The sequence below is a fragment of the Pseudoalteromonas luteoviolacea NCIMB 1944 genome, assembly GCF_001625565.1.
Classification (GTDB): domain Bacteria; phylum Pseudomonadota; class Gammaproteobacteria; order Enterobacterales; family Alteromonadaceae; genus Pseudoalteromonas; species Pseudoalteromonas luteoviolacea_F.
In genome coordinates this window covers 16,738-29,817 of the sequence record NZ_AUXS01000097.1, presented here as the reverse complement: position 1 = coordinate 29,817, position 13,080 = coordinate 16,738, and the positions used below count along the sequence as shown (strand labels likewise).

Here is a 13,080-nt window from a genome sequence, read left to right as displayed (position 1 = left end):
AAAAGTGTTATGTTGTGCCCGATTGAAGATTACGTAGGATAAACAATGGCTAATAGGTGGATGCTTGCTGTCGCTGGCGCTTCTTTTCTGACCTTTCTTAGTGGGTGTGAAGAACCGTTGACATTAGCAAAGGTATGTGAAGAAACTCCAGGTTTTTGCAATGATTTAAATAAAGACAGTCACTGTAAAGAGGAAAGAGCATCATTAATCATAGGCCGCTACATAGAGTACAAAGACCCAACTGACGAAAATAAGTATCAACTGTTAAAGCAGCTAGAGACATATAATGCATGTGTATCACTGGCAGCCCAAATTGAGCACATCAAACTAAAAGAGAAAACAACATCTCGCGTTGAAGGTCACTTAACCAGCCTTAAAGAAATGAATCGCATCTATCAGGATACCAAACAAACTTCTCACCCAGGGTTGCTTTACTATCACTGGTCAAGAAACAACAGCCAATTTGCCATGAATAAACTGTTGCGCCAAGAAGATGAACCGTATGTGCGAGAAAGCCAAGAAATTCAGATGTTCTTAGCAACCTATTATGCGAAGTTTGATGATGACAAAACAATCGACTTTCTGTATCGAGTTCTGGAGTTAAACCAAGCTGGCCAGACACCAGATTTAGAGGTTTACAAAGCGCTGGTTAGTATTTTCTACAAACAAAAGAAATATAAACATGCCTATACATTTGCAAGAATTGCTCAGCTCTCTGGGTTTGAAGAGATTGACATTATTGATATAGAGCATGAACTGACTTCACGGGGTAAGAGTATCGGTGTGCTGGAGCAATTGGCGCTGAAAACCCGAGAAGAAATAGAAACAGGCAAGTTTCTATCTCCTCGTGGCTAACTAAACAAAAGCTTTAAACTTTTTTATTTAGTTCAGATGTGACCTGTGCAAGGCCGACTTGAGAAATGCGCGTAACGATTTCTTTTTGTTTCGCGCTCAGAAGAGATATCCCCTCTGCAACAAGGTCATATACCTTCCATTTGCCATCTTTTCCTTTGCGAAATTTAAAGTGCAAATCAATATCAGGCCCTGCGCTTTCTTTGATCACCGCTTTCACCGTAGCATACTTACTGTCTTTTGGTGCTGGCGCTTGCTCAAAAACAACCTCTTGTCCTTTATATTGCATAAGGGCACTTGCATACGTAACTTCAAGGTAATGTGTTACCGCATTGATAAATTCAATGGCTTCTTGGCGTTTAAGCCCCTTAATATGCTTTCCCAATAACTTTCTCGACACAAACCGCGTGTCGATATGTGGCATTAATCGTTCTTTAACGATACTACGCATTTCCTTTGATGTTGCCTTTCCTCCTGCATTGACTTTTTTTATGTCAGCAAAGAGCCCCTCACCTACTTGATTGATTAGCTGATAAGGTGTCTCATTGGCTACAGCCATCGTTGAGCAAACAAGTAGAAATAAAAAGCTGATGACTTTTTTCAATTTTAATTCCTCTAAAAAGTTTACGCTTCACACGGCTCAAATGTGAGAGCTGGTTAATTTATTCAATTACCGCACCTATTGGCCTGAATAACCTAGTGCGTATATTACGGTTTTATGATCTCAAAAGTTGTCAAAAATTGTATGGGATTTTACAGAATGATACATTCTTCCCAACAGAATGGACCGCACAATACCTGTTTTACGTTCACGACCACTGCTTTATATGCAAAAAGTTCTATACCGTAGATTTTGTACATTGATTTTATTGACTAAAAACTTAACATACTGGTTTCAGGGACAATTGTTACGCTTGCAAAGTTTTGTAATGTTTCAATATGCAAAAAAGGGGCGAGAGGATACAGCTTCTAACCTTAATACTTCCTTAACGCGGTCTGAACCAAACCATTGCTGGAAATCCATCGCTGAATTTCACCCAGTGATAAAGGTTCACTGATATTGTAGCCTTGAATATATTTACATCCCTGATTGGCCAGATACTGAGATGTTTCATCATTCTCAACCCCTTCGGCAACCACTGAACAGCCCAGTCGTTTCGCTAAAAAAAGTGTTGTTTCAATGATGGCACGGTCTTTATCCTGAGATAAACATTGGGTGACAAAAGATTTATCTATTTTGATCTGTGAAATCGGCAACTCTTTAAGAATTGAAAACGATGAGAAGCCGGTTCCAAAATCATCTATGCTCACCGAAAATCCCATATCAATGAGATGCTCGATCAATGTTTTGGTTTGTTCAACGTCTGTCATCACCATACTTTCCGTTAACTCAAATATGATCCTTTTCGGATCTACATTTTTGCTATTGAGCTGTGTATTCAAGACATTAATTAGATTTTTTCCCAATAGATCCTGGCAGGATAAATTTATATGTACCGTCAACTTATCATTTAATTTCAGAAGTAACTCAATATCGCTAAATACTGTGTTTATCACATACGCACTGAGATATTTTATCATGTTGTTCTTTTCAGCTATTGGAATAAAGCGCTCTGGCAAAATATACTCGCCATCCTCAGATGGCCATCTGACTAAAGCCTCTACACCATGCACTGTGGAGTTTTGCGCATCAACAATTGGCTGGTAGAAAACAGTCAGGTCTCCTCGCGCTAGTGCCCCTTTAAAGTCGTTGAGCATGTGAAATTCAGAAACCACCCCTTGATGCAAGGTTTTATCGAACAAGACTAAGCTTTGTTTACTTCTTTTAGCCGCATACATTGCAATATCTGCTCGCTTTAAAAGCTCAGAAGCAGATATATCTTCGCTTACAATATTTAAGATTGCACCGGAGCTATATGTCACATCCACCGCGGTATGCTCTACGACAAGTCCATTGTGTAGAGCACTTAATATGGCGTTGTTTTGAGCAAAAAGCGCAGGCTCATTGCGCGCTTCACTGACAACCACAAATTCATCACCACCGATTCGAAACAGCTCGCTACCTGGTAATAGACTGCTTGAGATAGCTTGTGAAAATGCCACCAGCAACTGGTCGCCAAAGTAATGCCCCATCGCCTCGTTGATCTGTTTCAAGTTATACAAATCGAAAATCACAACAGCAAAGGCATCACAATGCTTTTTTCTCAGCTCTATACACTCAAAGCATCGTGCGCGGTTTTGTAGTTTGGTGAGGTGGTCATGTTGGGCGTTATACTTTTCCAGATCAAGGGCTGCTTGTAGTCGCATTAAACTTACCTTGCCCAAATTGACCACCACAATAACAAACAGTCCACCCAGGGCAAGAATCACAGATAGGGCTAAAACCACTCGCGAACTGTCTACGCTCAAGTAAACATAGGCCGCAAAGCTTGCATAACCTAAAGTAAAAAAGCAAATAAGTGCAAGCAGCAACCACCATCCTTTAGACTGTGCAATGCGACATATTTCTATTGCGGGCTTTACTGAAAGCAACAAAAAAGACAGCCCCATCAATATTAAGCAAAGGCTAATAGTTTCCAAAAAGAGCGCCTGTGAACAAAACCTGACTTTATTATAGTTTAATATTCGTACTCTGCTGGACACTTGCACTTGCATAACGCCTTTGCTCATGGAGCGTGTTTAAGCCGAATATATAGCCGGTCTTTTATCGTTATGCATCGCGTTTTTAAGTCTTTTATATGCAACTCAAAATCGGCGACAGTATTTTGTTCCATCGCTGTAATTTGCTGTTCGAGCGCACAGTAATCAGCTAGCAGTTTGGCAAACTCTTTGTCTGTGAGCTCTAATTCAGCGATTTTGAGCCTAAACTCTGGTAGTTCTTTGATTAAATTACAAGTTTTCTTACACATATTGAGTTCCTGCTTTATTGAAATATTGAAGGTGCTGAATTGAAATCTCACAGCGCTACTTGAACCAATATGTCCTTACCTACTCAGTCACTAACTATTTGCGGTGTTGTGCTCAGCCTGGCAAGCCCACTCCCGACAATTCAAATACTAAGCGGATATCCGTATAGAGTCTTGATCTAACGCAAATTGCACGCTTCTCAACATACTGAAAATCATGATTAAACATCGTGCTCTAAGTCGTAACGCACACTGTGTTGCTCTGACCTCTTATTTCAACTAGCCGCTTGGGCGCAATTGTTGTAAAATGTGCGCGTTTCTAAGCAAATCTATACTGTTATTTTGAGGAAAACCTGTGAGCGAACAAAAACAGTCTCTGAGCTACAAAGACGCAGGCGTTGATATTGATGCGGGTAACGCATTGGTTGAACGCATTAAAGGCGTAGTGAAAAAAACTCGTCGTCCAGAAGTAATGGGTGGCATTGGTGGTTTTGGTGCACTATGTGAACTTCCAACAGGTTACAAAGAGCCTGTGCTAGTTGCCGGTACTGACGGTGTTGGTACTAAGCTTCGTTTGGCCATTGATCTGAAAAAACACGACACGGTTGGTATCGATCTAGTCGCAATGTGTGTTAACGATCTTATTGTACAAGGCGCTGAACCGCTTTTCTTCCTAGATTACTACGCGACAGGCAAGCTGGATGTAGATACTGCTGCTGACGTAGTTAGCGGTATTGGTAAGGGCTGCGAGCTTTCTGGCTGTGCTTTAATCGGTGGTGAAACAGCTGAAATGCCTGGTATGTATGAAGGTGATGATTATGACATGGCTGGTTTCTGTACTGGTGTTGTTGAAAAATCTAAGATCATCGACGGGACTAAAGTTAAAGCTGGCGACCAACTAATCGCACTTGCTTCAAGTGGCCCTCACTCAAACGGCTACTCATTAATCCGTAAAGTATTAGAAGTATCAGGTGCTGATACAAATGAAGAGTATGCGGGTAAACCCCTAGGCGAACATTTACTTGAGCCTACTCGCATTTACGTTAAGCCAATTCTAGAGCTTTTGAAAGACGTTGACGTTCATGCACTTTCACACATCACAGGTGGCGGTTTCTGGGAAAATATCCCGCGCGTACTACCTGAATCTGCAAAAGCAGTGGTTAAAGGCGATAGCTGGGAATGGCCAGCCATTTTTAACTGGCTACAAGAAAACGGTAACATCAGCACTCACGAGATGTATCGTACATTCAACTGCGGTGTTGGTATGATCTTGGTCGTACCTGCTGAGAAGTTAGCGCAAAGCCTAGAAATCTTAACGGCACAAGGCGAAAATGCATGGCACATTGGTGAAATCCAAAATGCAGTTGACGGCGAAGAGCAAGTTGAAATCCTAGGTGGTGCCGAGTAATGGCACCCACTCGGATCGTTGTATTGATCTCTGGTAGTGGCTCTAATTTACAAGCAATTATTGACCACTGCCAAGCTGGTAAAATTAATGGTGAAATTGTTTCCGTCATCAGTAATAAAGACGACGCTTATGGGCTTGTTAGAGCTGAAAAAGCGAACATAAACACTCACCTTTTAAGCCACAAAAACTTTGATAGTCGCGAGGCTTATGATGAACAACTGGCAAAATTAATTGACTCTTGTAATCCAGATTTAGTTGTATTGGCTGGATTTATGCGTATTCTAACCCCTGGCTTAGTGCAAAAATTTAAAGGGAAAATGTTGAACATTCACCCTTCTTTGTTGCCTAAGTACCAAGGGCTGAACACCCACCAAAGAGCAATTGACGCAAATGATGCGTACCATGGCGCTAGTGTTCACTTCGTAACAGAAGAATTAGACGGAGGTCCTGTTGTTGTCCAAGCAAAAGTTACCATTTTGCCTGATGACACAGCAGAGACATTAGCTAAGCGGGTACATGAACAAGAACATGTCATTTATCCTTTGGTGGTCAAGTGGTTCAGTGAACACAGACTAACAATGGAAGCAGACTATGCAGTTTTTGATAAACAACCCCTTCCAGCGCAAGGCGTCGATTACAGCTAAAATAAAAATCCACAGCGCTTTGCTATTTGGCTTAAGCGCTGTTTTATCTTCTTCCCTTCATGCCTCTACGCTCACCGAATACACAGCCGAGTATAATGTACTACGAAAAGGAAAAATTCATGGCAAAGCAACCAGAGAGTTTATGCAGGTTGCCGACAATACTTATGCGCTGAGCTATGAGACCGATGTGAAGTGGATGATATTCACAGAAAAACGCACTGAACAAAGCTTGTTTAAATTTGAAAACGGCCAGACTAAGCCACTCCACTACAGCCTTAACCGAGAAGGCACGCGTCCTGACAAAAGTTTCAAAATTAAATTTGATAGAGAGAACAAGCAACTGTTTTCCAAAGAGCAGGAGTACCCACTTAAAGTCGAGTGGGATGAGTCAAGGCAAGACGTTCTATCCTACCAAAACCAGCTCCGCAATGAGCTGAAATCTGGCAAAACCCAATTTAGCTACCCAATCATAGATAAGAATGGCAACGTTCGTATGTATAACTTTAAAGTAGTGGGAGAGGAAACCATCACACTACCTATTGGCAATGTTAAAACCATCAAAGTAAAACGCCTTTATGACAGCAACAAACGCCATGCAATCGCTTGGTTTGCGCCAAAATATGACTACATGCTGGTGCAAATGCTAAAAGGAAAAGACGGCGTTGAGCAGTTTCAAATTCAAATGACGGCTCAAACCGTTAAGCAATAAATAAAGCAGGCATTAAAGCAGGTGCAACAGCACCTGTTTTATACTTTCTCGCCCAATTTGAATAACACTGACTGCCCAGGTTCCATTTTCGTCCACTCTTCATCATTGGTCAGTGGTCGAGTAGCAATCACAGTTACGATGTCATTGGGCGTGGTTTCTTTTTGAAAATCAACAACCATATCCGCATCGATTAATGTTGCTTTGCCAAAAGGTGCTTTACGCGTGATCCAGTGTAAGTTGTTACTGCAGTATGCCAAAACAAACACGCCGTCTGTCAGCAGCATATTAAACACGCCTTTTTCTCTCAACTGATCAGCTAACTTGGCGGCATAGCGAAATACAGCGGCCATGTTGGAGGGCTTCTTCGGATATTTTTCGCGGATTTTGTCTAAAATCCAGCAAAACGCAAGCTCGCTATCGGTATTGCCGACAGGTTTATAGTACTGCGTTTTCAAATCTTTATAATTCGATAGCTGTCCATTATGCGCATAGGAGATCTCTCTTCCCCATAGCTCTCGTGTAAAGGGATGTGTATTCTCCAAACATGTTCGGCCGCGGTTGCCTTGACGAATGTGGCTAATCACAGAAACACTCTTGATTGGATAGGCTTTGACCAACTTTGCGATTTCAGACTGACAACTTGGTTCAGGATCTTTAAATGTGCGACACCCCTTACCTTCGTAAAATGTTATCCCCCAACCATCTTTATGGGGTCCTGTATTCCCACCTCGCTCCAATAACCCTGAAAAACTAAAACAAATATCTGTCGGCACATTAGCTGACATCCCGAGTAGCTCACACATTCTCTGGCCTTTTTTAAAAATATTTATGAGCTAACATTCAACAACATGTTCGGCTATGACTGCACATAGCCACTAAATCAAATATGTGGTTGCTCTTAAATAAAAAATTAAACTAGGTCGATTATGGCTAATTTTTTACTGTGAAACAATCTGCTACTCGCTTAATTGGTAAGGAATTCTGAAATAGGCAATGTATTGATGGTCACAACCAACATTGACTGCTGCGCAGCAAATTCTTATCAATTAAGACAAAGAATGGTACTTTAGGCATTTACGCAGTTAAATACCTAAAAGTAACCTTTATTAATAACGGAATACACTGCTACCCGCCGCACTTGTTAAACTCTTCCGACGCTTTAGCATACACGGTACAAAAGTCTTCACTGCCATTACTGGCCTTTAACGCCTGTCCATCAAATAATGCATTAATAACTTTTGATTTGGTAATTGTCAGGCGCTTATTTCGACATGACTTAACCGCCATTTCCCCACATTCAGATGCACTTGTCGCCTCTTTAAATTTAGAACAGCGCTGCTTCCCCTTACACTTTTTATAGCTAATTTTTTCCTTGCCTGGGCATGCCGTTCTAACATATTTAATTTCGCATGTGCCAGCTTTAACTTCAGTGGGCATAGCACTAAGTACTAAGGATACGGCCCCAATTGCTAATAGTAGTTTCATCGTCATCTCCTAAGTTTTAAATTGGCTCATCATTAATCTGAGTGTCTCTGCCATTTCAGCCAACTGCTGACTAGCCTGTTTATTTTCCTGTGCATGATTTGAGTTAAGGTTTGTAATTTCATGCATATGTTGGACATTCTCGTATTGGCTCACCGCAGCTAGGCTCTGCTGCTCGGATGCCGCTGCAATCTGTTGGCTCATATCCTTGATGGTTTCGACACTGTTTACAATTGCACTTAAAGTACCTTGCACAGCTTCTATACCACTCACACAATTGTGTGTTTCTCGCTGAGAATTAGACATGGTATTGACTGCACCTTTTGCACCATCTTGTAATCCAGTAATGGCTTTTTCGATTTCTTCCGTTGCATCTTGAGAGCGACTAGCAAGCGTACGCACTTCGTCGGCAACCACTGCAAATCCACGACCTTGCTCCCCAGCTCGTGCTGCTTCAATGGCTGCATTCAACGCAAGTAAATTGGTCTGCTCGGCAATGCTTCTGATCACGGCCAGCACTGTGTTTATATTTTCCAACTCATTACTCAATTGGTTAATCGCATTTGCTGAGGTCTCTATCGAAGATTCAAGCCCCTTGATGTTTTGTACGTTGGTCACTAACAGCTCTTCTCCAGATGCAGCTTCACTACTTGCTTGCTGGACCTGCTCTAATGTGCTGTGAATACTGTCAGTCACTGAACTCACTGTTTCTTTCATTTCTGAAATAGAACTGCTCATGGCGCTCATTTGCTCACTTTGCTGCGACGCACTACTACAGCTTTGTTCTGCAATCATATTGGTTTGTTCAGCCGTTGAAGAGAGTAATTGCGTGTTACTTGTTACCTCCCTCAGCGTACTTGCTAAAGTGTCAATGAGCTTTTGGATATTACCGGCCAAACGACCAAACTCATCCTGTTTAAAATTATTGAGCTGAACGGTTAAGTCCCCCTGTGCGGCTCGATTAATAGAATCGATAATCTGGTGCAGTGGCGTGCGCACACTGTTAATCACAAAATACGCTATCACGATGGACAATATGATAGTGACAACCGTCAATGCCGTTGTCACTTGCAAACTCTCTTCAATCGCTCCTTCAGCTTCTTGTTGCGCATCTTCAGTCAACATGACTATTTTCTCATTCAGCTCCCTTAGCTGTAGTTGTAACTCACCTGCTGAACCTGAAGCTTCTGTAACGAGGCTATTGAGCTGCTTTTTTTCATTTAGCGTATTGATTCTTGACTGCAATGCGCTATTGGAACCGACAACAGATTGTTTAAATTTAAAAAAATTCTCTTCCATTGAATTTAACGCCTCCGAATTCGCAAGTTCCGGAGCGTTTTTTAGCGCAGCGAGTTGCTGCTCCATGTCCGAAATTGACTCTTTGGCAACGCTTGCTACATTCATGATTTCGAACGTAATATTGGAAGCAAGACCACCACTGACCTCATCTACTAAATTTTCAACATTTTCTATCAGTTCATTAACTACATCAGATATGTTTTGGTCATTCGAAATACCTTCAAGGTCATATGCCAAGCTGAGCGTTTCATCCCCCATATCTGTGAACTCACTGGCAAACTCGGCTGTACGCTCTTTAAGTTTGATCACTTGAACCGCTTTATCGAAGGCACTATCGGCGCTCTGAAAAAAAACAGTATTGAGTTTTTTGGAGTTGTCAAAAGGACTGCTGAGATCAGGCTCAGATGCAGTAAGTTCTGATAACTGCATTAAAGCTTGGTCATTGGCTTGTTTTTGTAAATTGTATTGATTGCGGATAGCGCTAATTGCACTGAGTGTTGGCGCTTGATCTAGCTGCGTCAAAGATAGCCTCGACAGCAAGACTGACTGGAGCATGCTATTGCCCGATATTAATGTTGGAACACTTTGTTTAGAAACCTTTTGAACAGATCCACCGATAGTTATGTTCCCTGTCAGCGCTACTATGTAAATAATGCAAGCTAAAACTACAACTGCCGTAAACCCACTCATTACACGAGCCGAAACGGTTAATTGCATGTGATGTTAATCATTTTGTGTCTATGTAGTTAAACTTATAGTCAACAATCCGCAAATTGGCGAATTTGACTGTAATATTGTCTTAGTTCTAATAACCACATGAGTTGTTGTAATTTGATATACTTAATTCTCATTTTTCTGCATATCAATACTTGCAGTTGAGCGCTGCAGCGGGTAACGTTGCGCCGATTTTAATTTATTAAGGTATTAAATTTTGATTTCTACAGCGAATATCACCCAACAGTTTGGCTCTAAGCCGCTTTTTGAAAATATCTCAGTCAAATTTGGCGAAGGTAATCGCTATGGCCTAATTGGGGCGAATGGCTGTGGTAAATCAACCTTTATGAAAATCCTCAGTGGTGAGTTAGAACCTACTGGTGGTAACGTCAGCTACGACCCGCAAGAGCGTGTCGCTAAACTTAATCAGGATCAATTCGCCTACGAAGAATATACGGTAATTGATACTGTTATCATGGGCTACAAAGAACTGTGGGCAGTAAAACAAGAACGTGACCGTATTTACTCATTACCTGAAATGAGCGAAGAAGAAGGTATGATCGTTGCGGACCTTGAAGTTAAGTTTGCCGAAATGGATGGCTACATGGCGGAATCCAAAGCAGGCGAATTACTCCTTGCTGTAGGAATTCCTACCGAACAGCACTTTGGCTTGATGAGCGAGGTTGCTCCGGGCTGGAAACTGCGTGTACTTCTTGCCCAAGTACTCTTTGCTGACCCGCATATTATGCTTCTAGATGAGCCAACCAATAACTTGGATATCGACACCATTCGCTGGCTAGAGCATACCTTAAACGAGCGCAACTGCACCATGATCATTATTTCCCACGACAGACACTTCTTGAACAGTGTTTGTACACATATGGCAGATTTAGACTATGGTGAGCTACGTCTTTACCCGGGTAATTACGATGAATACATGACCGCAGCCTCGCAAGCAAGGGAGCGATTACTCGCTGATAACGCGAAAAAGAAAGCGCAAATTGCTGAACTGCAAACTTTCGTTGCACGATTCTCTGCCAACGCCTCAAAAGCGAAACAAGCGACATCACGAGCAAAGCAAATTGACAAAATTCAATTGGAACAAGTCAAAGCGTCGAGCCGTCAGAACCCCTTCATTCGCTTTGAGCAGTCAAAAGAATTGTTCAGAAATGCACTGGAAGTTGAGGGCTTATCACAAGGCTTTGAGGAAGATTTGTTCAATGACTTCAGTGGTATTTTTGAAGTGGGCGAAAGAGTCGCGATAATCGGTGAAAATGGTGTAGGTAAAACCACTTTATTGAATACCCTCGCCAGTCAATTAACTCCTAGAAACGGCACATTTAAGTGGTCAGAAAACAGTAATATCGGTTATTACGCTCAAGATCACGCAGAAGACTTCGAAAAAGATATGGACCTGATGGAATGGATGGGACAATGGCGACAAGAAGGTGATGATGAGCAAGTATTGCGTAGCTTCTTAGGCCGCATGCTTTTCTCTCAAGACAGCATCAAGAAATCGGTTAAAGTCCTCTCTGGTGGTGAGCAAGGTCGTATGCTGCTCGGCAAGTTAATGATGCACAAGCCAAACATATTGTTAATGGATGAGCCGACTAACCACATGGATATGGAGTCGATTGAGTCATTAAATACAGCTCTTGAACAGTACAAGGGCACACTATTTTTCGTTTCTCACGACCGAGTTTTCGTTGACTCTCTAGCTACGCGTATTCTTGAAATTAAAGACAATAAAATCACGGACTTTAAAGGCACCTATAGTGAGTTCTTAAAGTTCAGAGGTATCGAAGACTAATACAACCTGCGCGGCATACTCGCCGCGCATCTCATCACACCTTGGGCCTTGCCAAAATACTCTCCATTACCGCACGCTCGATTGTTTGAAACGCATCTAAGCATTTATCATTGAGCCCACAGTTAAGAAAATAGACCACACTGGTATTTAGCTCAGGAATGTATAAATTATTAGACACATAGCCATGGTTACCACCATTGTGGTGATAAACAGTATACCCTTGCATATCCTCCTTCCATAAACCTAGAACATATTCAAGGCCCGGAGATACCGAAACACGACTTTTATCACCAATGAGATCTTCTCGCGCTTGGCTCGACAACCACTGCTCATTGTTAAAGATATTGTCCATTAACGTCGATAATTCAGTAACGGTTGACGCTACTGGCGTTGAGGCGGAGGTTACATGGCTTAAAATAGGCCACGTATTAATATATTCGCCGTTTTGCTTTTCATACCCTGGGGTAATCTCACCAAATTGATTTTCAATACCGACCGAAAACGTATTGCCCAATTCTAATCTATCGATTATTTGATCTCGCATTGCATGCGCATTGGGATGTCCTAATACACTATCTAAAATCATGCCTGCCAAAGCATAATTACTATTAGAGTATTCAGCCCCCTTGCCGGGTTTAAAGTAAGCTGGTTGGCCGAGTGCAAATTGAACAAAATCCTGATTGGTGATCCCTTTGTCATAGTTTGCCAGAACAAATTCGACATACGCATCATTGCTTCGTGGATCAGAGTAGTTGTAAACCCCACTGCTATGATTTAATAACTGCCTCAAGGTGATCTCAGTGCCATACTCAATTTGCTCGATGATCTCTGGTGATAACCACGTGTCTATTGTCGCATCCAAGTCTAGAATGCCCGCTTGGTGCAATTGAACAGCCAATAGTGCAGTGAAGACTTTTCCTGTACTGGCGAGGTGATAAACAGCATCAGGTTGTAGTGTCGCTTGTGTGGTTAAATTTGCAGTACCACTGCTTCCTGTGAAAGTACGATTGGGTGTAGAAACATGCAAGATAATGCCATGTATTTCATCTGAAACGAGGTCATCAATTAGTTTTTGATAGTTAAACTCGACCTTTGCTTTGTCCTTAGAGTTAAGTGCAGTTTGATGGGCGGATGTTGGTACATCTTTTTGCATGTTTGAACTGTTACCTCCACCACAAGCGCTCAAGGTGCATATTGCAATCGCTATGGTAAGGCGTTCTTTTAATCTAAAAATCATTGAATTGGTATCCATATTG

General features: G+C 41.8%; 12 protein-coding genes. 5 read left to right on the top strand and 7 right to left on the bottom strand.

All coding sequences use genetic code 11. From position 1 onward, the window contains the following. Positions 1-45 precede the first annotated feature (45 nt). Complete coding sequence (locus N483_RS25205) at positions 46-855, top strand: DUF2989 domain-containing protein (RefSeq protein ID WP_023400309.1); 810 nt, start codon at positions 46-48, stop codon at positions 853-855. Positions 856-868: 13 nt separating this feature from the next. Here N483_RS25205 and N483_RS25200 read toward each other — a convergent pair whose 3' ends face one another. The 3 genes from N483_RS25200 to N483_RS25190 form a co-directional block, all read right to left on the bottom strand. Continuing rightward, positions 869-1,411: an ABC transporter substrate-binding protein gene (locus N483_RS25200; protein ID WP_172642420.1), complete on the bottom strand. Its 543-nt coding sequence runs from the start codon at positions 1,409-1,411 to the stop codon at positions 869-871. A 416-nt stretch (positions 1,412-1,827) separates the two neighbouring features. After that, a complete protein-coding gene (locus N483_RS25195) occupies positions 1,828-3,432 on the bottom strand; it encodes a putative bifunctional diguanylate cyclase/phosphodiesterase (RefSeq protein WP_231105493.1) in 1,605 nt (534 codons plus the stop codon). Between the two features lie 86 nt (positions 3,433-3,518). Continuing rightward, entirely contained in the window at positions 3,519-3,761 is a 243-nt protein-coding gene (locus N483_RS25190) for a YdcH family protein (protein ID WP_023400306.1), read from the bottom strand. 352 nt (positions 3,762-4,113) lie between these two features. On the opposite strand from N483_RS25190, the gene purM reads away from it, so the two are divergent. From purM to N483_RS25175, 3 genes are read left to right on the top strand one after another with little or no spacing between them, the layout of a single operon-like run. Beyond that, positions 4,114-5,166 carry a phosphoribosylformylglycinamidine cyclo-ligase gene (gene purM, locus N483_RS25185; protein ID WP_023400305.1) on the top strand — a complete coding sequence of 351 codons (1,053 nt, stop codon included), beginning with the start codon at positions 4,114-4,116 and terminating at the stop codon, positions 5,164-5,166. Continuing rightward, positions 5,166-5,810, top strand: a complete 645-nt coding sequence (gene purN / locus N483_RS25180) for a phosphoribosylglycinamide formyltransferase (protein ID WP_023400304.1) — start codon at positions 5,166-5,168, stop codon at positions 5,808-5,810. The genes purM and purN overlap by 1 nt, the downstream gene beginning before the upstream one ends. Next, positions 5,758-6,519 carry a DUF3108 domain-containing protein gene (locus N483_RS25175; protein ID WP_023400303.1) on the top strand — a complete coding sequence of 254 codons (762 nt, stop codon included), beginning with the start codon at positions 5,758-5,760 and terminating at the stop codon, positions 6,517-6,519. The genes purN and N483_RS25175 overlap by 53 nt, the downstream gene beginning before the upstream one ends. A gap of 38 nt (positions 6,520-6,557) precedes the next feature. Here N483_RS25175 and N483_RS25170 read toward each other — a convergent pair whose 3' ends face one another. From N483_RS25170 to N483_RS25160, 3 genes are all read right to left on the bottom strand, one after another. Continuing rightward, positions 6,558-7,322 carry a class II glutamine amidotransferase gene (locus N483_RS25170; protein ID WP_023400302.1) on the bottom strand — a complete coding sequence of 255 codons (765 nt, stop codon included), beginning with the start codon at positions 7,320-7,322 and terminating at the stop codon, positions 6,558-6,560. Positions 7,323-7,644: 322 nt separating this feature from the next. Then, positions 7,645-8,004: a hypothetical protein gene (locus N483_RS25165; RefSeq protein ID WP_023400301.1), complete on the bottom strand. Its 360-nt coding sequence runs from the start codon at positions 8,002-8,004 to the stop codon at positions 7,645-7,647. 9 nt (positions 8,005-8,013) lie between these two features. Beyond that, positions 8,014-9,855 carry a methyl-accepting chemotaxis protein gene (locus N483_RS25160; protein ID WP_172642417.1) on the bottom strand — a complete coding sequence of 614 codons (1,842 nt, stop codon included), beginning with the start codon at positions 9,853-9,855 and terminating at the stop codon, positions 8,014-8,016. 376 nt (positions 9,856-10,231) lie between these two features. Here N483_RS25160 and N483_RS25155 point away from each other — a divergent pair, with 376 nt between their 5' ends. After that, positions 10,232-11,824 carry an ABC-F family ATPase gene (locus N483_RS25155; protein WP_023400299.1) on the top strand — a complete coding sequence of 531 codons (1,593 nt, stop codon included), beginning with the start codon at positions 10,232-10,234 and terminating at the stop codon, positions 11,822-11,824. A gap of 34 nt (positions 11,825-11,858) precedes the next feature. Here the strand turns inward: N483_RS25155 and N483_RS25150 are convergent, their stop codons facing one another. Then, positions 11,859-13,076: a serine hydrolase domain-containing protein gene (locus N483_RS25150; protein ID WP_023400298.1), complete on the bottom strand. Its 1,218-nt coding sequence runs from the start codon at positions 13,074-13,076 to the stop codon at positions 11,859-11,861. Positions 13,077-13,080 lie beyond the last annotated feature (4 nt).